Here is a 24,752-nt window from a genome sequence, read left to right as displayed (position 1 = left end):
CGTTCTCCTTTTACAGCTTCTTTTTTATATATACAACAAATTTTACATCTGTTTCTCAGAAATACCAACCTGTTTTTTTCTTTAAAGGAAAACGTTCAAAAAGCACCGTCTAAAAATGCAGAGAACAAAGCTGCTTAACTAGTTTGTCAGCACGCAAGCATATTGAGATTAAAAAGACGCTGTGTTTTATCACAGCGTCTTACATTCCTATCTTTGGTTTCGTTCCGCATATACTGCCATCGCGTTTTTCATAAATTCTGCTAACCCGTCTCCATATTTATCGATATTTTTTGTGAAACGTGGATCATCAACATACATTTGACCAAGTCCTTTAAATGCTTCGAGGGAATATGAACCAAGTTGATTCAAATAGAGAAACCATTCTTCAATATATGCTTGTGCCTTTTCTGAATCAGCGGGCTCATCGCGAACTGTTGCTAGCTTTTTATAAATCGCATCGAAGGCTTGTGCCATTTCTTGCTGCTCCTCCTCTCCCATACTTGCTATCTTTTTCTTAGACTGTTCGACTGCCGTGTCTCCCCACCGTTGTCGTGCTTCTTCCTCATAAGGATTATGTCGGAAATCAATTCCTGCAAACCGTTCTTTATCTGTCATCTCTATTTCTCCTTCCTCACATTGAATCGTTTGATTGATCGTGGTAATCATTTGATCAATCCGTTTTCGCTTTTCAATAAGCATTTTGCGTTGCACACGAAGTGCTTCTTCATGATCATATAGCGGACTCATCATAATTTCTTTGATTTGCCTTAACGGAAAATCAAGCTCCCTAAAGAATAATATTTGCTGTAGATTTTCTAAATCTTTTGTTTTATATATACGATAGCCTGATTCTGCCATCTTTTGGGGAGATAATAATCCAATGTCATCATAGTGGTGTAGTGTACGCACACTTATTCCCGTTAATTCTGCAACCTCTTTCACCTTCATGGGAGAACCTCCTTTCCACTACACTATAAAGCATCACGTAACGTGATAGTCAATTCTTCTTCGTATTTTTTTAAAAATAGACATTCGTCCGCCCATTCTTGATAAAATCAATCCCTTTCTAGACGAATTCACCATATAGTAAAGTAAGGCATTATCAAAAAGGAGGCAATGAACGATGTATTATGATGACCCTTCATACATCGATTATGATGATAGACAATTTAACTTTACTGGTATGATGAATCAAATGTTTCCAGGCATGTGGCCAGGTGGAGCAGGCTTTCCAGGACAACAACCTCCTGCTTACCCACCTTTTCCTGGTGGACCGGGCTTCCCTGGACAGCCTGGAGGAGTAAATCCCCCATTTCCAGGAGGTGGAGGTTTTCCCGGGCAACCTGGAGGTATGGATGGGGGACCACCTACAAGTCCACCACCAGCCTTTGAGCCCCAGCAGCCCTCTATGCAAACCTTTGCTGTAGATCCTGGAGCGATTCGCCGTTGCTTATATCGTTATACCTATATATGGCTGAGAAGAAGTTCGTTCTGGTTTTATCCAGTCTTCATCGGTAGAAACTCAATTGCAGGCTATAGGTGGCAACGAAACAGATGGGTTTACTTTGGAATTGACTTAGACCGCATTCAATCCTTCCAATGCTTTTAGTTTTTCACATCTTAGCTAATAAAAAGGTCAGGCAGATCATCGAATGATAATCTGCCTGACCGCTATCTTTTATAGATTGTACTGCTCGTGCCTTCTTTTTTACGAACACAGCTGATTTCCCCCATAGAAAGAAATGCTGTATTCCTATATTGTCATCACTTATTTAATATCTCTTCCACGGTTTCTTCGACTTCCTGGCGTGACATTTTTTCTTCTCCGCGCTTTAATGCCTTCAGGGTTTTCTTCGCAAGTGCTAACGGAATACTGCAAAACAACTGGATATTCCGCGTCTGTATATCCTTCATATATTCATCCGCTTTAGCAAGGTTGTCCTCTGCATACATAAACATATCTGCGCGCGTCCAATTGTCAGGAAAGAAACGAACACCTCGTTCTGCATCTTCATCTTTATTTCGTAACACATTTACTGCTTGGAGTCCTCTTCCGTAGGCAATAGCCAGTTCTCGATTTGTTTCGGTTCCATCGTACCATCTCCAAATATCTGAAAGCATGACACCGACAAGACCCGCAACATAATACGTATAATCGTCTAGATCTTCCTTCGTCTTAACCTGCCACTCACGTTCCACCCAATCTGCCATACCTGTTGCCATAATGCGAGTCGATTCGGTTACTTTATGTACAATTTCTTGTGGGCAAAAATCAATCCAATCTCCTAGACGGAGCGTTACTTCTGGCAATAATGACGCATGTGGCTCTATTAGCGCTTGGTATGCTTCTTTATCAAAAGGACCAGATAACAAGCGGCTCGTTTCTCGTAATAGATGCTGCTTTGTTGCTTTATCCATCTCAGGATGATCTTCCATTTCATCAATCGCACGCATGCATAAATACGCCGATGCTACTGTTTTTCGCAATGGTTGTTTTAATAATTTTATTGGTATATAAAAGGTTCTGCTTGTAAGCTTTAATACATGCATTGCTTCTTTTTCCAATAATACTTCTTCACTCACTGAAAGTGCCTCCTTTAAGGAACATGCGTTATCACTAGTATAACAAAAACGATGCGTTATTTCTTTTCCTATGCATAACACAGGAACGCCCGAAGGCAAACCGACTACAATTCATCGACTTGCACTTTTATTTTCCGTTCAATTCCCTTACTCCCGTCAGGCTCTTTTTTCACAAACTCTCCTAATAGCTTTTCTCCACCTTCACCATATTGTTCGCGAACATGCTGCCCATTTTTTCCTTCCTCTGGATCCATCGATAGAACAATGTCATACGTTTGCAAATTCTTAATGCGGCGATCTTTTCGTGGGTTTTCCATATAAAAGACAGCTGTGCCATCTGGATTTGTATATGCGGTTCCTTGAAATCCAGCTGTTATATAACCTGGAATTGCGGCATTCGCTCTTAAAAACGTTCCTTCAATCATATTACTTTTCATTTGAATAACTAAATACGTCCCAAGCTCCTTTAAATCAACCTCAATCCAAACTTCTGGCATGGCATAGTCCTCTGGAACATCCCATGCTGGTTCTTTTATCGGAAATGTTACTTCTTCATCCTCTAAAAAGACCGTATGCTGAAAAGTAGCTACGCTATACATTTCATGTAATTCACTAAATAAACGGACGAAGTTTCCAGTCATTTTCTCCTCGTAATGCTGCGCAATCGATCGTGATTGGAAACGTGGATCAAATTCTATTTCTACATGAAGAATTCCGTTCACACCTTTTGGTAGATTACGATGAAATACAAAATCGCCATTTTCATTCACAATCGCTTGTGTATCTGTTTGAATGAGTATAGCATTTTCTCCTTTAACAACAAGCTGAATCTTAGAACCTGGAAGTAAGTTCGTCATTCCTTTCACATGAACAGCTTTAGAAGTAACACGCACTTCTCCTTCAAACCATACATCTAATGCCCCTTGGTCAATCGGAACCGTTGTAACTTGCTTTGTATGGGGATCATTCGTCTTGGCACTTATTGCCGCTATACCAAGTATCGGCAATGAGTCAATTAAGACCATTGCCACCCAACATCCAATTAAAATTGTGGAAACAATCGTTTTACAGCACTGCTTCATTTAACGATCTCCTTTATAAACACGTTAAAAATCCTATCGCAACCAACTGCTCGTTATCCTATAAAAAAACGGAAACGAGTTCCTCTTGTAATTTTCCTTTAAACAGGGTAGGATATACATATGATTAGGGTGAGGGTGGGTAAATATTGCCACCTATTGCCTCGGAGACAAGAGCCTCTCTTCGTTCCTGGCGAAGAAGGCTCTTTCTATTGTTTTACAGGTGGACAAAACATAATGATAAACAGCGAAAGAAGGAAATGCCTGTATGGATAAACGTGTCTACTTTTTAATGATTGTTTCTTTTATTGTTGGTATGGTCGAATTAATTATTGGCGGGATTCTTGACTTAATTGCGGACGACTTGCAAATCAGTCTCGGGAAAGCCGGTCTATTAATTACGATATTTTCATTAATTTTTGCCATTGCTGGACCGGTATTACTCATTGCTACCGCCGGAGTAGAAAGAAAACGACTAACTATTGTATCTCTTTTTGTATTTTTGCTAGGCAATATCGTTACCTTGTTTAGTTCTACGTATATGATTGTGTTCCTAGGGAGAATTATTTCAGCGATGAGTGGAGCACTTCTCATTATTTTATGCTTAGTTATGGCGCCTACGATCGTGGACCCTAAGTATCGGGGCAGAGCAATTGGCCTTGTATCGATGGGGGTCAGTGGTTCTTTAGTACTCGGTGTACCACTTGGACTAATGCTCGGAAATGCTTTTGGCTGGCGTGCACCCTTTGTGATGATTAGTTTATTAACCGTCTTATCTATTGTTGGTGTATTCTTTTTTATGGAACGAGTGGAACCAAAGCCTTCCATTCCAATCGGCAAACAACTTGCGACCTTAAAAAGCAGAAAAATATTATTTGCACAATCAACGACATTTCTTTTTTTAGCGGGACATACCGTGTTATATGCTTACTTAACTCCTTTTTTAAAAACTACAATGGGCATGGAAGGCACTGCCATTAGCGTGGCCTATCTCGTCTTCGGTGTTGCCGCTGTTAGTGGGGGAGGCTTTGGTGGAACCCTAGCAGATATCTTTGGTACAAAACGGACGATTCTCGTTGTTACGGTAATCTTTGGCTGTGCTATATTTGCGATTCCGTATACGACATTTGCGATGCCAGTCTTTCTTGTTGTGATGATTGTTTGGGGAATGATGAGCTGGGCAGTGTCTCCAGCAATGCAAAGCTATCTCATTGAATCATCACCAGAAACGTCTGACATTCAGCAAAGCTTAAATAACTCCGCGCTTCATTTAGGAATTGCGTTTGGTTCTGTTGTTGGTGGTGTTGTCATTGAGCATACCTCTGTGACGCATAATGCTACCGTTGGTGGATTATTAGTTGTGTTAGCATTAGGAACAGCACTATTATCCATGCACGAAAAAAAGCCGCTACCAAAAAAGCAAGAGCAGCTTTAGGCTTTATATTCAAATCAAAAGAAGATGAGAAATAACATCTTTTTATCCAAAAAATCCGAACGAACTATGGACGACAATCCTTTAAATTTAATTAAACGGATGTATAGAGCAGTTGAAATGGGTGGGACTCCCTCGGAAACAGCACGTGCCCGGGGAAGGCGAACCCTGGTACTTCCTAAACTTGTCTTTATTGTTCTTATAGTATTGGCGCTGGTAGGTATTACGGTGTTCTCTGTTCTTCTCACGCCATTTACGATGGTATTCTTTTTTAGCTTCCTTTGTGTCCATTACTCGCCCCCCTCAAGCTCTAAAATACGTTCTTTAACTTCTTTCAAGATAGATTGAGTATCTAAAATAGACTGCTGTTTATCTTCCAATTTTTGTTGGTACTCATTTTTCAAAGCTTCTAATTCCTGTTTTTGTCGGTCTAAAATCTTGGTATCTGTGACCACTTCTTTATTCAACCTAAATACTTCACCTTGTAATTCATCAATTTCTGTAACAATTTCAATGCGTTTCCTGTCTAACTGCTTTCCGACAACAACGCGCAAATGATAATATTTTCCCTCTAATTCTTAAGCCTTCATAACTTCACCGGCTTCTAAATAGAAACTTCTTTACTCCCAAAGTGCTTTATATTGGAGAACATTTTCATCTATTTGCTCTTGGATCCTCGCTAATTCTTCCTGTTTTAATTCAATAATTCCTTTTTTAACTTCCTTCTTTTCCATTTTGCATGACCTCCTAATAAATTTTAGATATAAAAACAGCCCTACTCCCCATGGAATAAGGCTTCAAAGTGTTTTAAGTAAGTTTTAAAAGTTGGCTATACCAGTTGTTGATAGTAGCATAAGACCTCTCATTTCAAAAGTAAATTGTTTTTTTGTGTTATGACAGTTAAAACCTTCTACATTGCTAACAATACCAAAAGCAATACAAATACACCCAAAACAACTAGTACGTCATATAACCAATTCCTCATACCTTTTAAGCTACATATAAAATGTCAGACTATATAAGCCTAACTTTTTATATGTATATAGTATATTTTTTATAATTCTGGCACAGCTGGTTTAGAACTATTTATAGTATATCTGAAACTAATTGTATCATTAATTCTTGCTCCTACTCCTTGTCCCCCAATAGAAACACCTACTAAAAAGTATCCTTGAAGTTTTACATGAACACTTTTTCTAGTACTAGAAATATTAGTTGTTTTAGTCTGTTGCTTCCAATCTACTGGAAATGATAAAGTTGAATGAGAAGTTACCTTTTTAATACTAGACAACCTTTTTTTATTTCCACTACCCGTGTAAGTGTATGTTATATTAGCAGTAATCGTACCTGGCTTTAACGGATTTAAACTCGGTTTAAGAATAACACCAAGTCGTTTAGAACCATTTTTAGTTGCTGCTAGACTTGCAAACCTACTAGAGTTTAAGCTATCTGAAATAATAGAATCTTTTTCCGAAACTTCTATAGCTTTTTGTAATTTCTCTTCTTCCAACTCTTGTAATGCTTTTTCAAATTCTTCAACACTATCAAACTCAACCATTCTTGTTCCTTCTGGTAATTCATCCTTACTTACCAATTCAAAGATTTCACTTTCATCTGAAATCCTTTTCAAATCATCATATGTAGTGTTTGAGGCAAAAACATTAGTGCTAAAAGATCCAATAATAAACAAAGATACAAGTAAAGATAAAAACAGTTTCTTTTTCATTTTTCTTAGCTCCTTTTTTAAATTTAAATATAGTATAATATATATAATAACACTCTATTGTAAAATTTTCTCAAAAAGGGGAATCTATTTGAAAAAAGTTAAAATTAGCATTTTAATCACTAGTTTTTTATTAATCTTATTCTTTTCTTTTTATTTTAATATTGGACATCGTACAGAAGGTGATGAACACGTTTATGGGTTTCCTGCTGATTGGTTAGTACTGTATAAGGAGGGAGATCTTGCAAGTTTAAAACTATTAAGTCTCTTGTTTAATGGTGTATTTTTCTATTTTATCACTTTATGGATTATTAAAATTTCTAAAAAAGTGTATCAACTTATTAAAAAGAAAAAATAGAAGTAAGGAAAAGCTCCTTACTTCACTCATCTTTTAACCCAGATACATTAATATTAAATAATATAAAACACAAACCATACTTCTGTATATTTCCTAATTGCCTAAAAACTTCACACAACCCAATATAAACGTACGAACCATTAAACTTCTTTTATTTGTTTAACAAGTTGACTCCCACGCCCTTTATATAAGCCTAGTTCCTCAACTATTTGCTTCTGTTTATATCCCTTATTCAATAAGGTTTCAACTTGTATTAGCCTGTCCGTTGTCTTAATTTGTTGTTCCTCTATGTACACTTTACGCTCTATTTGTCCATTTTTTCGCCTGTTATTGATTGAACGAATACGTTCCCGGCGTTTCTTTTCTTCTTCGCCAATTATGGTGGTCATGTATTGCTGTTCTTCCTCGGTGATCTCTAGTAATTAGACTAGCTTTTTATTAGAGAAAATTAAGCCATGTTTATTTATTTCACCATTTTTTCTTAACCTAAATTCTTTCAGGTTATAAGCTATTTTCCATTCTTCCTTTGTTTCACGATTGCTGATGTTTTTTTAACATTTGCTCTAAATATTCTTCGCTTTTTCCTTTTGGAATACTAAGACTTTCCCAATTATCTCCTTTTAATTGCTTGCCGATTAGCACCATTTGCCCAACATGATAGGCGTAGTGCGCAAGCTGTCTTTCAATTGCCTCCAAGACCGTTTGCTGTTCCCCTCGAATCGTTATCTTTTTGAGAAGGTCCTTTTCCTCTAATTGTCCTAACGCATAGAATAACGTATCCCAGCCTTCATTCCAAATCTGCATCAGTTCGCCAACAGAAAGTCCCGCTGCTTCAAATTCCTGTTCCCGCTTTCGAAATGGTTTTTCCCCATCCGTTGTTAAGAAATCCGTCCACCGTGAAAGCATATTCCCGCTCAAATGCTTTACGATGACAGCAATGCTGTTTGATGAGCTATGATATACCCAATGTAATTCATTTTCTTCGAGCTGCTGTAAGGTTTTTTCTCCAAGGTCTTTTAAGCTCGAAAACCGCTCATTGATAATTTGCAAATAAAAAGTGCCTAATTGCATTCTCCCACCTCTTCTCGAATTTTGTTAATACTTTTTCGCTATACCCCATTGCTCTGCAGTCCTTAACCTAAATCCCATTAAATTTTGACTTATTCAATAATTATAACAAACCCGGTGTGAAAGCTCGCTTTAAAAGAACTGATTTTCAGTCGAAACGTCCTACAAGCTTCTCCCATTTTTGCTCGAGCTCTGTTTTCTCCAAATGCATTTGCTGCAACAGTTCGACGCGCTGTTCATTTTCCATTGCCGCTTCCAGCTTTTCCAACTGGGCTTCAATGCTGTTTATCTCTTGTTCGAGTTTATGTGCTTCGTTAACAGGAGTTTTCCAATCATTCCGCGCTTTTTTCTTTGCTTGCTCTTTTAGCTGAGGCTGTTCATTATTTCTTTCTATTTCAGCCATTTTCTTTTTCGCATAGCTATAGTTACCAGAAAATTTTCGAACTTTCTTATTAGCGATCCAATAAATATGATCAAATAACTTATCTAAGAAATAGCGATCATGGGAGATTGCGATAATCGTGCCTTCATACGTATCAAGTACATCCTCTAATATTTCTCGTGACTCAATATCTAAATGGTTTGTTGGTTCATCCAGCACTAACAAATTGGTATCTTCCTGCATGAGCTGCGCAAGCCGTAAACGCATCCGCTCTCCACCACTAAGCTGTGAAACAAGTTGAAAAACCATTGGTCCGTAAAATAAAAAACGTGCTAAGATCGATCGTGCTTCTCCTTCTGAAACGTTCGCTTTTTCACGAAACGCCTGTAACACCGTTTGCTCTGTTTCCCCAGTAAACACATGCTGTGCTAAATAACCGATTTTCACATTGCTTCCAAGCCGCACTTTTCCTTCATCCGGAACCTCCTGCTGTAACATCATGTGAACGAGGGTGGATTTCCCTGTGCCGTTTTCACCAATAATCGCTACTCGCTGCCGGTATGTCACATGAATGGTGCAATGTGCATAAAGTAATTGGTTTCCAAAACGCTTCGTTACATCCTCTAGTAAAATCACGTCCTTACCGCTGCGATCTGTGACTTCCATTTCGAATTGCATTTTCCTTCGCTCGATAACAGGACGATTCAGTTTTTCCATCCGTTCCAAAGCACGCTCCATGTTTCGCGCTCGTTTGTGTAGTCCTTCATTCGGGGGATTGGCTCGATTAGCCCAATCTCGTAACCGTTTTATCGCTTCCTTCATTTTCTTTATCTTCTTCTGCTGCTCTTGATAAGCTTGAAACTCTCGTAATAAACGTTCCTCCTTTTCTTTTACATATCCTGAAAAATTCGTTGTATATATCGTTAGTTCCCCATCCTCTAGATCGTAAATTTTTTCTGCGACATCGTCTAAAAAATACCGATCATGGGAAACGAGCATACATGTTGCTGAATAATTGTTTAAATAGCTTGATAACCATTCAATTGCCTGTAAATCTAAATGATTTGTTGGTTCATCTAAGATTAATAAATCTGGCGCTTGCAAAAGAATAAGGGCTAAGCCTATTTTTGTTTTTTCTCCACCGCTTAAAGAAGTAAATCGCTTTTCCATTAAAGCGGTAATACTTAATCCTTGAACAACCATTTGCAGCTTTGCTTCGATTTCATAGCCACCTTTTATCGTAAAGCTATCTTGTAATTGACCGTATGCCTGCAACAAGCGTTCCATTTCCTTTTCACTATGATTTTGGTTCATATTCGCTGCTAAGCTCTCCATCTCCTGCTTCATCAGGAGCAACTCTGAAAACGCTGTTAAGAGTACATCACGTGCTGTTTGATCAGGAGCAGCCTCTGGAATTTGCGCGAGATAACCAACTTTTATACCCTTACGCCAATGAATTTGTCCTGAATCGGGGGTATCTTCACCAGAAAGCAATCGAAATAGCGTTGTTTTTCCGCTACCATTCCTTCCAACTAATCCAATTCGGTCACCTTCCTTAATTTCAAAACTTATTTCTTTAAAAATGGTGTTCCCACCATATGTTTTTTCTAATTGATTACAACTACATAATATCATTGCAGTTCCTCCTATTAACATAATAAAAAGCCATGAGAAATACAGCACTTCCCATGGCTACGAATCCTTTAAATAAAAAAAGAACGTCTAAAACGCCCTCTTTAACCGTTCATATTATAAGTAGGTAGAGTGTTTTCACTGTTTTTATTTGCTATTCACTTGTTAAAAAAGGGCATACGTATCCCGTTAATAACAGAAACAGCAAATTTTGCACGGCTAAAATATAAGAACTCTGTCCAATATCCGCGTGCAAAAACAGCTTGATATAACATGCTACACCTACCTCCTTTTTATCGTTATTACTAGTTTAATATTTCTGATAACTTTACGCAACCTTTTTATAGCTAAATAATGACAGCCATCCCTACTTTCATCTATACTATAGATACATAAAAAATCTAAAACCATTCTATTTTCTATATAAAGGAGATATCTATGAAATTAAATACAGAAAGCCGCTTTATGAAGTTTTTAGGTGGCAGTGATTTGGTTTTTGGGCTTGTCGTACTCATCCTAATCGGGATTGCTATCTATATTTACAACCAAATATCTTTTATCTTTCATCCAATCATTGTCATAATTTCAACAGTGGCAGCACCTGTTATTCTGGCTTTTATTGCCTATTATTTAATGAATCCCATCGTTAGCTTTCTGGAACGACTCCGTATTAAACGGCTCTGGGGGATTATCATTATTATTCTTGGAATTAGTGGATTGCTGACTGGTGTTGTTTTATTAACAGCACCTGCTATTGAAGCGCAAATCAAAGAATTAGCAACGAATTTCCCACGGTACTTACAGCAAATGAGCAATGGGATAAAATCTTGGGTTGATCATTCCTTCCTTGGACCATATTATGATGAGGGCTACCGCTGGGTAACCTCAAATCTTAGTGAACTACCTGGAAAAATAAGCGAATACCTTGGTGGAGCGGTAGAAGGAATACGCAATGTTGCTAGCACCTTGACCCATGTGATGGTGGCAATTTTCACCTTTCCATTTATCCTTTTCTTTTTATTGAAGGATGGTGCCAAATTTAAAAAATATTCATTACGATTGCTTCCACCGAAGTATCGCAATGATTTTCAACAAATCCTGAAAAATATGGATGTGCAAGTAGGTTCCTATATTCAAGGGCAAATCATAGTCGCTTCCTGTATTGGTATCCTATTATTCATTGGCTATTTAATTATTGGCATGCCATATGCGATTACGTTGGCAGTTGTTGCAGCAATTACAAGTGTCGTTCCTTATCTTGGTCCGATTATCGCTATTTCTCCTGCAATTATTATCGCCATCGTTAATTCACCATTTATGCTCTTAAAGCTAGCGATTGTTTGGGCAGCGGTGCAGTTTTTAGAGGGACATTTTATTTCTCCTAATATCATGGGAAGAACAATGCAAATTCATCCTCTAACAATCATTGTTGTACTACTTGTCGCTGGAAATTTATTTGGTATTGTCGGTGTTATTCTTGGAATACCAGGCTATGCCATTCTTAAAGTAATCGTCGTTTACGTATTTGGCAAATTTAAGTTACGATATAACCGTTTCTTTGGCGAAACATATGGAGCATATGAAACAAAAGATAAATAAGATCACACCTAAAAGGGAAGGGATAAAAGTATTTTCTGCATAGTAAAATCCGAACTATTCACTCGAATAAGTTCGGATTATTTGTATTCAAAAACAGCATTTCTCATCGCTTCGTCAAAATACTCCGCTTTCCGCGGGCACGGCCTCAGCTAACTTGGTAAAGAAAAGCCCTTTACCAAGTGGATCTTCAGCTCGTGCTGTTCCCGCAGGAGTCTCTGTATTTTGACTGCACTTAGATTACCTTCAAATCTTATTATTCGTCTTTAAAGTAACCTGTTCTGGATTTGTCCCAGCCTCTTTTATAATTTATTCTTTATCCAGCAACTGCTTCACAACTGTTTCTAACTGTTCTGGCTTATGGAATTCAATTGGTGAGAAGCCTTTTTCAAAATGGATTGCTTCCGCTTCAATTAACAAAACATAGCGATCATTCGCTTTTGCTAAATGAACCGTATCACCAAAATCAGAAAGCATAGAACGTACCGAGTGATGATCAAGTTTCATCTTCAGTTCTACTTCTGGTGCTGATTCAACGATATGCGAGGTTGCCTCTATCACTTCCTCTGTCGTAAACCGCTCCTGCAGCTCTCGTTTTGGTGTAATGGCCCATTCCGCAATGGCTTCTTCAAACTTTGTTTTTTCTTCACTATCCTCAGGGTATGCTTCTTCGATATGTGCGTGAACAAGGTCAACCACTTGGCTGCGGACAATCTCCGGCATCGCCTTCTCATAGGCAACAAATTTCAAAAAATCCTCAAAGTATCGTGCATGGGATGCCTGATATACCTTTAATTCTGCACTATCCATCATGCCCTCTTCAGGCATATATGGATACTGAATCGACTTCATGTTTTTTGTTGTAATAGCCATTTCTACATTATGTATCAAAGTGGCTTCATCGGTGATCCGCGCTACTTTCTGCTCAAAATCACATTTCAAAATAAAAATAAACGGATCATCAAAAAACTTCGTCAGCTTCGCAGAAACAATGATTAATGCACCTTCTCGTATTGCGCTTGTTTCAATATACATTTGAGCAATCTCATCTGCTGCGATACGAAAATCATCTGTCGAGGCAGCAAAACGCACACGATGGAATTGATTATAATTGGGGTTTGATGTTAATTCATGTCCTGGCTCCACAATAAACCGGCCAATTTTTGTTGGAGCATCGACAGATTTCGCATGTCGTTCCACTCTTCGTTTGGCGATTTTTGTTAATTCTCCATCTAAAAAGTCTTTTAAAGGGCTTTCCTCATATAAAGAATGATCTAATGTTTGAAAATGCTTATACCGTTTATCGTCCTGATCCTTTAATTCGATAACATAGAATGATAAATAGTTAATCTCAAATTCCATAATAACAAAGCTCCCTCATGCTGTTCTCTGCATTAATATTTGGTAGGTTCACGCTCGAAAAATTCATTCATATACCTGAATTATTCATTATATCGTATTTTATCCAAATTGATAGACTATCTTTGAGGCAAGTCTAGCGATTTTTTCAGGCGAAGCATAATTAGGAGTGTCAGAAATTGTTGAAGATAGGGATTGCCAGTACATCACCGAGTATGATACCTTTTTCTTATTATGCGATTGATTAGGAGGCGAGCAAAATGAATAGAAAAGCATTAGTATTGGCGTTTATCACCATTGTTATCTGGTCGGCTGCTTTTCCAGGCGTGCGAGCAAGCTTACAAGGGGGATACACACCAGAGCATCTTGTGCTTGTCCGCTTCTTGATTGCTTCTTCTATTTTCGGATTGTATAGCCTTATGCCTCATGTCCATTTTAAGCTTCCAAATATACGAGATGCCGTGCGAATATTTCTCCTTGGATTCGTTGGTATTACGGTATACCACGTAGGCATTACCTTTGGCGTGCAAACCATTACTGCAGGGACTGCTGCCATGATTGTTGGTGCAGCTCCTATTTTCACAACAATTATTGCAGTAATTGTATTAAAAGAACGCATGGCAGCAAGCAGCTGGATCGGGTTAGTGATTGGATTTAGTGGCATCGTACTCATTACACTTGGTTCTGCAGGTCCCGCATTCACAATATCGAAAGGGACGATTTATGTACTGATTGCAACGATAGCAACATCTATTTTTTTCGTATTTCAAAAGCCGTTATTTAAACGCTACGATCCGATAGAGTTGACCGCTTACTTTACATGGGCAGGCACATTGCCAATGCTGATTTTTTTACCTGGTTTACTTTCAAATATGATGATTGCGACAGCAGAAGCGCATATAGCCGCTATCTTCGTCGGTGTCTTTCCGGCAGGGATAGCTTATGCAACATGGGCAATTGCACTTTCCTTAGGAGATGCGAGCAAAATTACGCCAATGATGTATTTAGAGCCCGCATTAACAATTATTATTGCTTGGTTTTGGTTAAACGAGTGGCCAAATACGCTGTCATTAATAGGTGGAACCATTGCCATTGCAAGTGTACTAATTGTGAATACCTTAGGTAGAAGAAGAAGAAAAACACGTTTGGAGTAATTTTTTGCGGAATGGAATTGTGCTATTCACATATTCCATTCCGTTTATGTTTGTATCGGACTATTCGGTTATAAAGAAACGGAAGGTCTATCTGGCTTGCGAACAAAGCACATAATTCCGGCAATCAAATATAACAACGATTGGAAAGCAATACCGGTAAAAATAAGCCAGCTACTTACAACCGTTGCAGCAATAAAAAATGCACCTGCCACATTTGGTTTTTTGGATAAATTTAAAAGACCAATTATGCCTAACACAAAACTAATAACACAGCTAACAATGGGAATCCATATTAAATTAATAAATAAATAAAGAAATTGATTAAATCCTCCATATCCCAATTCATTTATCCCCTGCTCTAACAAACCAACACCACTGTTCATAATAATGAGTACAACTATCCCAAGCAACATAAATAATGCATCCATCCCAACACCAATTACACCTAACACCATTTCTCCTGTTCGTTTCATGTGCACTTCCTCCTTTTATCATATGTTCAGGCTCATTTACACCTATTGTTCAGTAATCGAAAGTCGCATTACTAATATTTACAATTACAATATTAGTAATCAAAAGCTCAAGTTCTTTTTGAAAGCCTTCCTCCATTCAATCGAGGCAAAATGAATCTGCGTGTCATTTTATGTATACCCGTTTGTACGAAAAATAATGAATAAGGTTTCATTTCATTTTTTACCGCGATTTCTCGGCAAGACCCAACACATAATGGCTGGATTTTGTAAAAAAAGGCTTGGTATCGCAATAGGTGCGAACCAAGCCTTCAGCTTCCCAAAAATTCTATTCTCCATTATCAATCCAAAATCGCCTAACCACGTTTCCATCGCTCTCCACATAATGTTCCGCTTCTACTCCGCCATTTTTTTCAATTACTCTAGCGGAAGCCGTATTCGATAGATTACAGGTAACGAGCACGCGATCGATTTGAAGGGCTTTACATTTCTTGAGCGCTTCTGCAAGTACGATTGTTGCATAGCCTTTTCCACGCTTTGATGGACGTGTACTATAGCCAATATGGCCGCCAACGTTTAACAAATGCCGATTAAGCGCATGGCGAATGTCTACAAGCGCGACAACGACATCTTGATCATCTACTAGCATATAATTCGTACTTGGTAGCCATTTTCCTTCACCACGCTCGCGCTTATGAAGGGATGTTAAATAAGCTTCATAGCTTTTATAGCCACCTAAATGAAAGCTACTCGGTGTCATCCGATCGGTTTCCCACTCTTCCACGTACGCCTCATGCTCCATTTGCCTCTCTATTGCAGGCCTTACTAGTCGCATCCCCATTCCCCCTTCGTTTGAATGATCTAAATTATAGCTGAATGCCGATTTTTTGCAAGGATTCTTTCACGTTAGGGGCTACTGTTCATCCACATTCGATTCTAGCTGGACACGAGCTGGAACAAGGATATAAATAACTCGATCGCCATAATAATCCGAATCCCAATCCAAATCGGCACTATAAAATAAGTCGCCCTTCGATCCCTTCAGAAATTGCCTAAATGGAAATTCATTTTTAAATTGAGATAGTTGAATATTTCCAGCATCCGGATGCTGAATCAATAAACTGTCATCCTCCAACGATACTTTGGGGGCGATTAGACTCTTGCTTGCATCAAAGCTTTCACCAATAATAAGTGGGGTTTCATAGAGTAGCACTTCAATCTCATTCGTATTCTTTCTTGTTCCGTAATATACATCAATTACGTCCCCATTTCCCCAGTATTCTTCGATATTTAATTGATTTCCTTCAAATGGAAATGTCCATTTCTGGGTAATGTACTTCTCGTCTACATTTGCTAGCTTCCCTTCATATGCCTCCATAGAAAGATTTGGAATCTGCGTTACATCTATTTTCTGTGTAGGATCTTCCGCAGTTACTGGCACCAAAAAATATAGTATCGTCGACAATACGAGCAGTAAGCCGTAGCCAACTAGTATGTATAACGATTTATTTCCACGCGTTTTTTTCGATCTACCAACCTTAAGTCCAATAAATACAGCTATAATAACGAGAGCTACCACAATAATTATCGGCATAAATCCAAAGATAATATGCATTATTTGCTAACCTCCTGTCTGTTCAAAAGGTAAAAGGAAGCAATAAAGAAGGCAGTAGCCGTAAATCCAGTCTTTACGAACCACCATATAAACGAGTCTTCTTGATAATAGAATTCATGGAGCCATAATAATAGATACTGCTCTTGCATCCCGAAAAGGATAAGTAAAGCAATGAATACGACTGGCAAAATAAAGGCAAACATTTTATTCATCTGTACAATAGAGCCGAGCAAATATCCGACAGCACTAAAGAGAAAAACATACAGGATGGTTGCTATACCGCCCATTACATATTCTGAAGGATGCAGCGCTGCTTCTTTTACGAATGTAATATTATCCGAACTAAAATACGTGATCATCCATAACAAATTTCTTGATAAAATTGCTGTAATCGCTCCAATAACACTTATGGTAAATAAAAATGCGACATTTGCTAGCTGTGCAGTAAAACGATTCGTAATAAAAACAAAATCAGCTTCACGATATGCTTTTGACGTCAATAGGATTGCGACAATAAATGCCCAAAGCATGGTAAAGGCGAGCACAAAGTCTGCAGAGTAAATCGATTCACTTACATTAACACCTTCTCTTCCATGTGAAGATGAACCAATACCACCGAGAGAAAATATAATAGCTATCGCTTGCAATATAACGAGGTTTGTAAAAAAAGTACGATACCCTTTCCATTTAAATAAAAATTGCTTTTTCACGATATCGATTAGTTTAGGCGTCGCGAAAGACATCATCAATTCCTCCTTTTTTCAGTTGTGTCATATACAGGCAGAGTTCAGCTGGTGAAATTGACGTCGGCTTTATTCCTAGCCTTAATAACTGATCCATTTTTTCCTTTGATACATTGTTTCTTACTACTAAAAAAAGGCTGTTTTCCCCATCGTCCTTGGAAAACAAGATTTCCTGATCATTTGCCCATTGTGAAAGAACTGCTTGATTTCCAGTTACACCAATCGCATATTGTTGGAGTGCATCGATGGATAAGTGCAACTTAACCCTACCACGATCTATTAGTAAGACATCTTCAAGTAAATGCTCGATTTCATTTAAATGATGACTCGAAATAAGAATTGTTCTTGGTGCTACAATATAGTCGCGAAGCAAGGCACGGTAAAAATCATTTCTTACCGCTTCATCCATTCCAGTTGTAGGCTCATCAAAAATAGTAAGTGCGCACCGAGAAGCAAGACCAATGATCGTGTTAAAAGTGCTCTTTTTTCCCTTTGATAAATGATCATGAAACTGATTTGGATGAAAGGAAAAATAATCAAATAACCGCTTCGCAAGCTTGGCATCCCAATTTGGATAAAATCGTGCCGCTTCGGTCAGTATACTATGAAGTGGCATTGCATCTGGAAATGTCATTTGATCGTCGATATAAATCATATTGGCGGAAACCGTTAAGCTATTAAACGGATTTTCCGAAAACACGTGAATGTCCCCTTTTGAATGCTTCCAATATCCCGCGATTAATTTTAATAAGGTTGTTTTTCCTGCGCCATTTCGTCCAATGATACCAGTGATTGTATCTTGTTTAATGGAAAAAGTAACCTCATCCAAGGCAGCTACGTTTCCATAGGATTTTGATACCGCGTTACATTGTACAATATTCATGCTTCATCCCCCTCTATTTCCTTATGCGCCTTGGTGATCATTTCCATTAGCTCCTGCTCACTAACCTTCAGTCGTTTCGCCTCGCGCACACTATCTAAAATAAGCCCCTTTAATGTGCCGTTTTTACGCTTTTGTTGGATAATGTGCTTTGCATCCGCTGTTACAAACTTCCCTAATCCTCGCTTTGTATATAAAATCCCCTCATCTGACAGGAGATTAAGCCCTTTGGCAGCGGTTGCTGGATTAATATTGAACACTTCTGCTAGCTTATATTGAGAAAAAACCTTTTCCTCCGTCTTAAAATGACCAACTAATATTTCATTCTCAATCCATTCCGCTATTTGTATATAGATTGGCTTTGTACTATTTATATCCAGGTTCAATCCAGCATCCTCCCTTCATGCAGGTTAGTGCATTACTGTTGTAATGTAGTATATAGATTGAAGCGTAATTCGTCAAGAAGGAAAATTAAGATTAGTTGCGGTGTTTTAAGCCAGAGTTCGAAAACTCAAATTTTGCGCTATAATTAGATGCAGTAATACATGATTTATCTTGGTTAACTATCACTTGATTCGAACGATCAAACTCATCTTTAATAAGACATATAATTACCTTCCTAGTAGTTATTTTGGATTAGAAAAAGCACCCTATTTAGAGTGCTTTTTTTCAAAAACTATATTATTTTATTTAGTAAGTCTCTTTTTAATTGATTCTATTTGAGTAAGCTCATGCTGATATTTATTAAGCATTAAGCGGGTCACCAATATGTCAAAAAAATGTTGTGAGCTATTGAGGAGACCCTCCAATAGAAAACGTTCGTTAACCTTCAAAGAATTTTCGTCTATAGTTATTTCTGTTTGTTGACCAATATCCTGTTTTATAATTACTTCAATTGGTTGACTTGGATAATAAAAAGTAGCCTCTCCATTGTCAAGGTATTCTTCAATGGTATTCAAATAGTAGGAATATAAAGTAGTTAGATCATCAAAGATTGGTATGTTGCCAATTTCTTTATAATTCGATATAAACACTATACTTCCTTCTATCATCAATATACCATTTTCAACATGCTTCTCTCTATTTTTTTCGATTGTTTCAACCAAATACTCGTTATTATAACCGCCAATATAAGAATCTGCGTTTAAAGAAAGATCATCTAGATCATATACTTCTTTTTTTAGATAGAAATTCTTAATTTCCAATAAAGCACCTTCTTTTTATTCAGGAGATAGTTGTTTTATGCGCCCTTTAGTTATTCTAGCTTTCCTTTCATTGTACCAGCCACTGTAAGACGGGATATCTCCCACCTTCCACCAGTAGGTGTATGCTTGAAATCACTGACGTTGGCATCGTCCCCTAATCCGCTTGTTTACGCATTTTCCTTCTCATTAAAAACAACTCCGATTTCTTTGTTATTGCCACCTATCCTAATCTTAGCATGGTTTGGATAATTTTTCTTAGTTCTGTAGTCAATTTCTTGTTTTCCTCCATGCGTTCCCACATACTATAGCTACATCTTCCATTTCGACATAGAAGGAGGTTACCATGATTAATAATAAACAGCGCTTCACTCCTCTACCCGAGACATTCTATCAACAACCAACTCTCCCACTAGCGCAAGCATTGCTCGGACAAGTGCTTGTAAAAAATACAGATGAAGGAATGACGGCTGGGATTATTGTAGAAACAGAAGCATATCTTGGTGCAGTCGATCAAGCAGCACATAGCTTTAAAAACCGGCGCACAAAGCGGACCGCCATTATGTTTGAAAAAGCTGGCATGGTCTATACTTACTCCATGCATACACACTGTCTCGTTAATGTCGTAAGCGGAGAAATAGAAAACCCTGAAGCGATTCTAATTCGCGCATTGGAGCCTTGTTGCGGCATTGACTTAATGCAGCAACGCAGACCTGTAAAGGATATTAAAAGCCTTACCAATGGACCTGGGAAATTAACAAAAGCGATGGGAATCGACATGCATGATTATGGCAGATCCTTTCTAGAGCCTCCTTTATTTATCGCCAACGGAAAAACACCGATAGAGATTGAAGCTGGGCCGCGCATCGGAATCGAAAACTCCGGGAAGGCAAAGCATTACCCTTATCGGTTTTGGATAAAAGGAAATCCTTATATTTCAAAATAACCTACACACTGCATAAACAAGTTGGCAGAAAAGGATTTTTCATTCTTTTTAAGCATCATTTTAAATCGAAGTAATTTATCAAGCAGTTGAAATGGGTGAGACTCCTACGGGAACAGCGCGAGCCGAAAATCCACTCAGAAAAGCAAACTTTCTTTTCCGAGTTAGTTGAGGCCGTGCCCGAGGAAAGCGAACCCACTTTCAAACTGCGATGCTACTATTACGTAAAGCGTTATGAGATTCTGGGGAAGAATTATAAAAGACCATAAAAACACAAAATGTAGAAAGTCATGTTTAGGCGTGATCTTCTACATTTTTGTGTCGAATGTTAAATTTAGTAAATCACGAGAAATTATAAAAAAATAAAGGACTTTCCAAATCGCGCACAGAATAATATGTATTGTTACTTACAATAAAAAGACCAATTATCCAGCAGTATACAAAAGATTGTAAAGTTATTAGAGACGATGAGTTGGGAGAATGGATATGACAAAAGTTAAAAAAGTCAACATGATGGGCTGGGTGATTGCGTTAATTTTTGGTCTCTTGAAATTTTTCTACCCAGAAGGATCAAGTTTTATCACTACTGGACCTGGAGGCTTGTTAGGCATAATAGCGTGTCTTGTAATGATTACCTACGGGCACTCAAAAGGATTTGCAAAAGAGGAAGATTAAAAACTAAACACCTTCTAGTTCAACAAGGCCTGTAAGAGATTTTACTCTTATGGGTCTCGTTTTTGTTGGTGCAGTTTTTGCCTGTTTAAATAAGCCTCTATCCTCGGTAATGAATCTGTTAGGGACCTATTTTCAGACTTATTTCGATAGGAGGAGAGGGCAAGTGAGTAAAAGAATCAAACCAGAATATATGCAGCACCTGGAGAATCGCCGATCTATTAAGTATTGGATGTAGTGGCGAATACTTACGAAAAGCAGCATATGGAATTTTAGAATTCATCCAATGACAAGAAGAGCTGAAAATGGATTAGGGTGTTTTTTTGAGATAACCCCCCTCTGAAAAGCAGCTTCTCTTTTCCGAGGGGGTTGAGCCGTGCCAGGGATCGCGAACCCATTTTCAAACTGCGGTGTTAGTGTTCTTATTTTAATACAAATACGCTTGCTTTGTCTCATTTCCTTTATATTTTATACAAAGACACGCTTGATTCCTTTCACAATTTCATTAACAACGATAGGAATAATCGATAACCCGATCACGAATAGCCAATCTAATAGGGCTAGTGAACGAACATCGAATAACCCTTGGAAAAGCGGGATATTGACAATCGTAATTTGAATGACTAGTCCAAGAAGTATCGCTCCAATTAACCACCGATTTGTAAAGAGACCCACTTGAAAAATGGATTTCCGCTCATTCCGTAAATTTAAGGAATGAAATAGCTGCGAAACACTTAATGTAATAAATGCCATCGTTTGTGCATGGATTAATGCATCACCAGAAAGATGCTTTAAATCCATGGAGAACAACGATTCAGAGCCTGTATATACCTTTAACCCTTCCATAAAGGCAAAAAGCGTAAGCGCCCCGATTAGCGCCCCGTTCCACAAACTAAACGCAATGTTTTCGCTTGAGAAAATCTTTTCGCTTGCCTTCCTTGGCTTTTCTTTCATAATATCCGGATCATCTGGATCAACCCCTAGTGCAATAGCAGGCATCGTATCTGTAATAAGGTTCACCCACAAAATATGCACTGCCGTTAATGGCGCAGGCCACCCCATTAAAATTCCAATAAAAAGCGCGACAATTTCTCCGAGATTACAGGAAAGTAAAAACAAAATTGATTTTTTAATGTTTTTATAAATGTTACGTCCTTCTTCAACAGCAGCAGTTATTGTCGAAAAGTTATCATCGGTCAAGACAACATCTGCTGCCCCTTTCGCAACATCTGTTCCGGTGATTCCCATGGCGACGCCAACATCGGCTTCTTTCAAGGATGGCGCATCATTTACCCCGTCACCTGTCATCGAAACGATTTTCCCACGGTTACGAAGTGCTTGGACGATACGCACCTTGTGCTCTGGAGAAACACGAGCAAATACACGAATGGTGTCTACCTTTTCTTCCAGCTTTGCATCACTAATAGCATTTAGTTCTTTTCCTGTCATTGTTTCATCTTCATGGGCTGCAATATGCAGCTCTTTTGCAATAGCAAGTGCTGTCTTTTGATGATCTCCGGTAATCATGACAACACGAATCCCTGCATTACTACACTGTTCAATGGATGATTTTACTTCCTCTCTAGGTGGATCAATCATCCCTGTTAATCCAAGAAATACAAGCTCTTCCTCTAGTGCTTCGCCACTCTTCTCATCTGAAAGCTTCTTATAAGCAACCGTCAATACACGTAACGCTTGTTCGGACATATCATTTGCCTGCTGCATTATTTTCGCACGATCGGCATCTGTTATCGGCTGTACAACTCCATTGATTTCAATGGAAACAAGCTTTGGAAAAACACTTTCTAGTGCCCCTTTGACATATACAACCTGCTGTCCATCCTCTTGGTGAACGGTAGACATCATTTTCCGATCCGAGTCGAATGGAAGCTCATCAACCCGAGGATGCTCTAATTCCAGCGTTTGCTTGGATAATCCCAATGCCATCGCCGCTTCAACTAAGGCAATTTCTGTTGGATCACCCGTCTTTTTCTCATGATCAATCGTTGCATCGTTACATAATGTAATTGCTTTTATAAACCGTTCAACGGTCGGATCTGAAATCGCCACATCAGATAACTTGGTATAGTTATTATTTGTAAAAACATTTGTTACCGTCATCCGATTTTGCGTTAATGTCCCGGTTTTATCTGAACAAATAACACTAACCGCACCAAGTGTCTCTACCGCAGGCAGCTTACGAATAACGGCGTTTTGTTTTATCATTCGCTGGACACCTAACGCCAGTACAATTGTTACAATAGCAGGAAGCCCCTCAGGAATAGCTGCTACTGCTAAACTAACAGCAATAAGGAACATATCGAGGAGTTCGCGTCCCTGTAAAAATCCGATTAAAAAAATGGCTGCTGAAATGGCAATCGCACCTATTCCGAGTACTTTTCCGACTTCGTCTAGTTTTTTCTGAAGTGGGGTCATCTCTTTGTCCTGATTCGCCAGCATCTTCGCGATTTTACCAATTTCTGTCGCCATTCCGGTTCGAACGACAATGCCTGTTCCTCTTCCATATGTTGCAAGCGTGGACATAAATGCCATGTTCTTCTGATCTCCTAAAGGAACATCCTCACTAGGTGCTTGCCAGTTCGCATCCTTGTCGACCGCTAACGATTCTCCTGTTAAAGAAGATTCTTCTACTTTTAAATTTGCTGTTTCAACAAGCTTGACATCTGCTGGTACATATCTACCCGCATCGAGTAATATAACATCACCAACAACTACCTCTTCAGAAGGGATCTCCTGTGTTGTTCCATCTCGACGAACAATAGCTTTTGGAGTAGACATCTTCTTTAATTCTTCCAAAGCTTTTTCAGCCTTTGATTCTTGAACAACCCCAATTACCGCATTTAAGGCAATGACGAGCAAAATAATGACTGCATCGCTCCACTCACCGACTATTGCTGAAATCGCTGCCGCAGCAATTAAAATATAAATAAGTAAGCTGTTTACTTGCCGCCAAACCAAGACTAGAAAAGATGCCTTTTTTGTTTCTTCAAAGCGATTCGGTCCAAACGTAGCTAACCGCTTTGCTGCCTCTTCTGCTGATAGCCCTTGTTCCACATTAGTTTTGTGTAGATTTTCTGCTTGTTGATCCTTTTCCGCTTCCATGTTACCCCTTCTTTCATCTAATAATAATAGAATCCAGTCTGTTATTAATCGAAAAAAGCTAACACTTGATTTATGATTATTGTAGCAATATTTACGCTGTCCAACAATTTCCAGCAAGGATGGACACTATTTTTTCTAACTTATTATATGAGATATTCGAAATATTATTTGAGGAGAATCAGAAATGAATATATATGTAGATGCAGATGCAAGTCCTGTAAAGGATATTGTGATAACAATCGGGCAACAAGAAGCTATTCCAGTAATTCTCGTGAAGAGCTTTAATCACTTTTCACATGAAGAGGATCCAGATGGGGTAAAAACAGTTTATGTCGATCACGGGGCAGATGCTGCTGACTATCGCATCATTCAACTCGTATCAAAAAACGATATTATAATTACACAGGATTACGGACTTGCCTCGCTTGGACTAGGAAAAGGATGCCATGTCCTTAACCATAAAGGATTTGCTTACACACAAAATAACATCGATCGACTGCTTCAAACACGGCACTTAAGTGCAAAAGCGAGACGCGCAGGCCAACGTACAAAAGGTCCTAAGCCTTTTACAGAGGAGGATCGGGAAAAATTCACCGTCTTACTCCTGCAAACCGTCCAAAGGGCTAAAGAATAGGCACATCCCTTTGCAAGCGCACACAAAAGAGCAGGAAAAAACGGAACAAAGCGCTTGCTTTTTTCCGTCTTACAGCAATATTTGCTAACATTGCCTCCTGCTCT

At 38.5% G+C, this 24,752-nt stretch carries 26 protein-coding genes; 8 read left to right on the top strand and 18 right to left on the bottom strand.

The genetic code is table 11. The features are described 5' to 3' along the window. Positions 1 to 207: 207 nt before the first annotated feature. Complete coding sequence (locus tag SPK86_RS14995) at positions 208 to 948, bottom strand: MerR family transcriptional regulator (protein ID WP_330949746.1); 741 nt, start codon at positions 946 to 948, stop codon at positions 208 to 210. Positions 949 to 1,123: 175 nt separating this feature from the next. Between SPK86_RS14995 and SPK86_RS14990 the strand changes: the two genes are divergently transcribed. Continuing rightward, positions 1,124 to 1,609 carry a hypothetical protein gene (locus SPK86_RS14990; protein WP_443089798.1) on the top strand — a complete coding sequence of 162 codons (486 nt, stop codon included), beginning with the start codon at positions 1,124 to 1,126 and terminating at the stop codon, positions 1,607 to 1,609. A gap of 155 nt (positions 1,610 to 1,764) precedes the next feature. Here SPK86_RS14990 and SPK86_RS14985 read toward each other — a convergent pair whose 3' ends face one another. Together SPK86_RS14985 and SPK86_RS14980 are read right to left on the bottom strand one after the other, a co-directional pair. Next, entirely contained in the window at positions 1,765 to 2,583 is an 819-nt protein-coding gene (locus tag SPK86_RS14985) for a phytoene/squalene synthase family protein (RefSeq protein ID WP_284141431.1), read from the bottom strand. A gap of 104 nt (positions 2,584 to 2,687) precedes the next feature. Beyond that, complete coding sequence (locus tag SPK86_RS14980) at positions 2,688 to 3,665, bottom strand: hypothetical protein (protein WP_330949745.1); 978 nt, start codon at positions 3,663 to 3,665, stop codon at positions 2,688 to 2,690. A 265-nt stretch (positions 3,666 to 3,930) separates the two neighbouring features. Here SPK86_RS14980 and SPK86_RS14975 point away from each other — a divergent pair, with 265 nt between their 5' ends. Beyond that, on the top strand, positions 3,931 to 5,097 hold the full coding sequence (locus SPK86_RS14975) for an MFS transporter (protein WP_330949744.1): 1,167 nt from the start codon (positions 3,931 to 3,933) through the stop codon (positions 5,095 to 5,097). Between the two features lie 287 nt (positions 5,098 to 5,384). Here SPK86_RS14975 and SPK86_RS14970 read toward each other — a convergent pair whose 3' ends face one another. After that, positions 5,385 to 5,648, bottom strand: a complete 264-nt coding sequence (locus SPK86_RS14970; protein ID WP_330949743.1) for a hypothetical protein — start codon at positions 5,646 to 5,648, stop codon at positions 5,385 to 5,387. A gap of 500 nt (positions 5,649 to 6,148) precedes the next feature. Continuing rightward, positions 6,149 to 6,820, bottom strand: a complete 672-nt coding sequence (locus SPK86_RS14965) for a hypothetical protein (protein WP_330949742.1) — start codon at positions 6,818 to 6,820, stop codon at positions 6,149 to 6,151. Positions 6,821 to 6,908: 88 nt separating this feature from the next. On the opposite strand from SPK86_RS14965, the gene SPK86_RS14960 reads away from it, so the two are divergent. Then, the gene (locus SPK86_RS14960; protein WP_330949741.1) at positions 6,909 to 7,175 is read left to right on the top strand and encodes a hypothetical protein; all 267 of its coding nucleotides are present in this window, start codon (positions 6,909 to 6,911) and stop codon (positions 7,173 to 7,175) included. Between the two features lie 140 nt (positions 7,176 to 7,315). On the opposite strand, the gene SPK86_RS14955 is transcribed toward SPK86_RS14960, so the two are convergent. From SPK86_RS14955 to SPK86_RS14940, 4 genes are all read right to left on the bottom strand, one after another. Then, positions 7,316 to 7,564, bottom strand: coding sequence for a hypothetical protein (locus SPK86_RS14955; RefSeq protein ID WP_330949740.1), 249 nt, complete (start codon positions 7,562 to 7,564; stop codon positions 7,316 to 7,318). 142 nt (positions 7,565 to 7,706) lie between these two features. After that, positions 7,707 to 8,246 (bottom strand): DUF1572 family protein, encoded by a 540-nt coding sequence (locus SPK86_RS14950; RefSeq protein ID WP_330949739.1) that lies wholly within the window; start codon positions 8,244 to 8,246, stop codon positions 7,707 to 7,709. A gap of 145 nt (positions 8,247 to 8,391) precedes the next feature. Then, positions 8,392 to 10,260 (bottom strand): ribosomal protection-like ABC-F family protein, encoded by a 1,869-nt coding sequence (abc-f, locus tag SPK86_RS14945; protein ID WP_284141427.1) that lies wholly within the window; start codon positions 10,258 to 10,260, stop codon positions 8,392 to 8,394. A gap of 155 nt (positions 10,261 to 10,415) precedes the next feature. Beyond that, positions 10,416 to 10,532: an RAxF-45 family protein gene (locus tag SPK86_RS14940; protein ID WP_284141426.1), complete on the bottom strand. Its 117-nt coding sequence runs from the start codon at positions 10,530 to 10,532 to the stop codon at positions 10,416 to 10,418. Between the two features lie 163 nt (positions 10,533 to 10,695). On the opposite strand from SPK86_RS14940, the gene SPK86_RS14935 reads away from it, so the two are divergent. Next, positions 10,696 to 11,856 carry an AI-2E family transporter gene (locus SPK86_RS14935; protein ID WP_330949738.1) on the top strand — a complete coding sequence of 387 codons (1,161 nt, stop codon included), beginning with the start codon at positions 10,696 to 10,698 and terminating at the stop codon, positions 11,854 to 11,856. A 306-nt stretch (positions 11,857 to 12,162) separates the two neighbouring features. On the opposite strand, the gene SPK86_RS14930 is transcribed toward SPK86_RS14935, so the two are convergent. Beyond that, positions 12,163 to 13,215: a DUF3900 domain-containing protein gene (locus tag SPK86_RS14930; protein ID WP_284141424.1), complete on the bottom strand. Its 1,053-nt coding sequence runs from the start codon at positions 13,213 to 13,215 to the stop codon at positions 12,163 to 12,165. Positions 13,216 to 13,472: 257 nt separating this feature from the next. On the opposite strand from SPK86_RS14930, the gene SPK86_RS14925 reads away from it, so the two are divergent. Further along, the gene (locus SPK86_RS14925) at positions 13,473 to 14,366 is read left to right on the top strand and encodes a DMT family transporter (protein WP_330949737.1); all 894 of its coding nucleotides are present in this window, start codon (positions 13,473 to 13,475) and stop codon (positions 14,364 to 14,366) included. Positions 14,367 to 14,434: 68 nt separating this feature from the next. Here the strand turns inward: SPK86_RS14925 and SPK86_RS14920 are convergent, their stop codons facing one another. From SPK86_RS14920 to SPK86_RS14890, 7 genes are all read right to left on the bottom strand, one after another. After that, entirely contained in the window at positions 14,435 to 14,839 is a 405-nt protein-coding gene (locus SPK86_RS14920) for a DUF4064 domain-containing protein (RefSeq protein WP_284141422.1), read from the bottom strand. 325 nt (positions 14,840 to 15,164) lie between these two features. Then, positions 15,165 to 15,671, bottom strand: coding sequence for a GNAT family N-acetyltransferase (locus SPK86_RS14915; RefSeq protein WP_330949736.1), 507 nt, complete (start codon positions 15,669 to 15,671; stop codon positions 15,165 to 15,167). 78 nt (positions 15,672 to 15,749) lie between these two features. Then, on the bottom strand, positions 15,750 to 16,451 hold the full coding sequence (locus SPK86_RS14910) for a hypothetical protein (protein ID WP_330949735.1): 702 nt from the start codon (positions 16,449 to 16,451) through the stop codon (positions 15,750 to 15,752). Continuing rightward, positions 16,451 to 17,197, bottom strand: a complete 747-nt coding sequence (locus SPK86_RS14905) for a hypothetical protein (RefSeq protein WP_330949734.1) — start codon at positions 17,195 to 17,197, stop codon at positions 16,451 to 16,453. The genes SPK86_RS14910 and SPK86_RS14905 overlap by 1 nt, the downstream gene beginning before the upstream one ends. Next, the gene (locus SPK86_RS14900) at positions 17,175 to 18,077 is read right to left on the bottom strand and encodes an ABC transporter ATP-binding protein (protein ID WP_330949733.1); all 903 of its coding nucleotides are present in this window, start codon (positions 18,075 to 18,077) and stop codon (positions 17,175 to 17,177) included. Before SPK86_RS14900 ends, SPK86_RS14905 begins: the two co-directional genes overlap by 23 nt. After that, positions 18,074 to 18,460 (bottom strand): GntR family transcriptional regulator, encoded by a 387-nt coding sequence (locus SPK86_RS14895; protein ID WP_284141417.1) that lies wholly within the window; start codon positions 18,458 to 18,460, stop codon positions 18,074 to 18,076. Before SPK86_RS14895 ends, SPK86_RS14900 begins: the two co-directional genes overlap by 4 nt. Positions 18,461 to 18,760: 300 nt before the next feature. Next, a complete protein-coding gene (locus SPK86_RS14890; protein ID WP_284141416.1) occupies positions 18,761 to 19,279 on the bottom strand; it encodes a hypothetical protein in 519 nt (172 codons plus the stop codon). Between the two features lie 343 nt (positions 19,280 to 19,622). On the opposite strand from SPK86_RS14890, the gene SPK86_RS14885 reads away from it, so the two are divergent. Next, a complete protein-coding gene (locus SPK86_RS14885; RefSeq protein WP_284141415.1) occupies positions 19,623 to 20,222 on the top strand; it encodes a DNA-3-methyladenine glycosylase in 600 nt (199 codons plus the stop codon). Positions 20,223 to 20,705: 483 nt separating this feature from the next. Further along, positions 20,706 to 20,894: a hypothetical protein gene (locus SPK86_RS14880; RefSeq protein WP_284141414.1), complete on the top strand. Its 189-nt coding sequence runs from the start codon at positions 20,706 to 20,708 to the stop codon at positions 20,892 to 20,894. A 465-nt stretch (positions 20,895 to 21,359) separates the two neighbouring features. Here the strand turns inward: SPK86_RS14880 and SPK86_RS14875 are convergent, their stop codons facing one another. Further along, positions 21,360 to 24,014 carry a calcium-translocating P-type ATPase, PMCA-type gene (locus tag SPK86_RS14875; protein ID WP_284141413.1) on the bottom strand — a complete coding sequence of 885 codons (2,655 nt, stop codon included), beginning with the start codon at positions 24,012 to 24,014 and terminating at the stop codon, positions 21,360 to 21,362. 184 nt (positions 24,015 to 24,198) lie between these two features. Here SPK86_RS14875 and SPK86_RS14870 point away from each other — a divergent pair, with 184 nt between their 5' ends. Further along, the gene (locus SPK86_RS14870) at positions 24,199 to 24,648 is read left to right on the top strand and encodes a YaiI/YqxD family protein (RefSeq protein WP_330949732.1); all 450 of its coding nucleotides are present in this window, start codon (positions 24,199 to 24,201) and stop codon (positions 24,646 to 24,648) included. Positions 24,649 to 24,752: the final 104 nt, after the last annotated feature.

It is taken from the genome of Virgibacillus sp. MG-45 (assembly GCF_036409425.1).
Classification (GTDB): domain Bacteria; phylum Bacillota; class Bacilli; order Bacillales; family Amphibacillaceae; genus LDC-1.
Note: the sequence above shows the minus strand (reverse complement) of the source record. Positions and strands in the feature narration are given on the sequence as shown.

Coding starts and splice junctions, on each gene's coding strand:
- SPK86_RS14995 (WP_330949746.1), bottom strand. CDS start 948: ATGAAGGTGAAAGAGGTTGCAGAATTAACGGGAATAAGTGTGCGTACA.
- SPK86_RS14990 (WP_443089798.1), top strand. CDS start 1,124: ATGTATTATGATGACCCTTCATACATCGATTATGATGATAGACAATTT.
- SPK86_RS14980 (WP_330949745.1), bottom strand. CDS start 3,665: ATGAAGCAGTGCTGTAAAACGATTGTTTCCACAATTTTAATTGGATGT.
- SPK86_RS14975 (WP_330949744.1), top strand. CDS start 3,931: ATGGATAAACGTGTCTACTTTTTAATGATTGTTTCTTTTATTGTTGGT.
- SPK86_RS14965 (WP_330949742.1), bottom strand. CDS start 6,820: ATGAAAAAGAAACTGTTTTTATCTTTACTTGTATCTTTGTTTATTATT.
- SPK86_RS14955 (WP_330949740.1), bottom strand. CDS start 7,564: ATGACCACCATAATTGGCGAAGAAGAAAAGAAACGCCGGGAACGTATT.
- SPK86_RS14950 (WP_330949739.1), bottom strand. CDS start 8,246: ATGCAATTAGGCACTTTTTATTTGCAAATTATCAATGAGCGGTTTTCG.
- abc-f (WP_284141427.1), bottom strand. CDS start 10,260: ATGATATTATGTAGTTGTAATCAATTAGAAAAAACATATGGTGGGAAC.
- SPK86_RS14940 (WP_284141426.1), bottom strand. CDS start 10,532: ATGTTATATCAAGCTGTTTTTGCACGCGGATATTGGACAGAGTTCTTA.
- SPK86_RS14935 (WP_330949738.1), top strand. CDS start 10,696: ATGAAATTAAATACAGAAAGCCGCTTTATGAAGTTTTTAGGTGGCAGT.
- SPK86_RS14930 (WP_284141424.1), bottom strand. CDS start 13,215: ATGGAATTTGAGATTAACTATTTATCATTCTATGTTATCGAATTAAAG.
- SPK86_RS14925 (WP_330949737.1), top strand. CDS start 13,473: ATGAATAGAAAAGCATTAGTATTGGCGTTTATCACCATTGTTATCTGG.
- SPK86_RS14920 (WP_284141422.1), bottom strand. CDS start 14,839: ATGAAACGAACAGGAGAAATGGTGTTAGGTGTAATTGGTGTTGGGATG.
- SPK86_RS14915 (WP_330949736.1), bottom strand. CDS start 15,671: ATGCGACTAGTAAGGCCTGCAATAGAGAGGCAAATGGAGCATGAGGCG.
- SPK86_RS14910 (WP_330949735.1), bottom strand. CDS start 16,451: ATGCATATTATCTTTGGATTTATGCCGATAATTATTGTGGTAGCTCTC.
- SPK86_RS14905 (WP_330949734.1), bottom strand. CDS start 17,197: ATGATGTCTTTCGCGACGCCTAAACTAATCGATATCGTGAAAAAGCAA.
- SPK86_RS14900 (WP_330949733.1), bottom strand. CDS start 18,077: ATGAATATTGTACAATGTAACGCGGTATCAAAATCCTATGGAAACGTA.
- SPK86_RS14885 (WP_284141415.1), top strand. CDS start 19,623: ATGATTAATAATAAACAGCGCTTCACTCCTCTACCCGAGACATTCTAT.
- SPK86_RS14880 (WP_284141414.1), top strand. CDS start 20,706: ATGACAAAAGTTAAAAAAGTCAACATGATGGGCTGGGTGATTGCGTTA.
- SPK86_RS14875 (WP_284141413.1), bottom strand. CDS start 24,014: ATGGAAGCGGAAAAGGATCAACAAGCAGAAAATCTACACAAAACTAAT.
- SPK86_RS14870 (WP_330949732.1), top strand. CDS start 24,199: ATGAATATATATGTAGATGCAGATGCAAGTCCTGTAAAGGATATTGTG.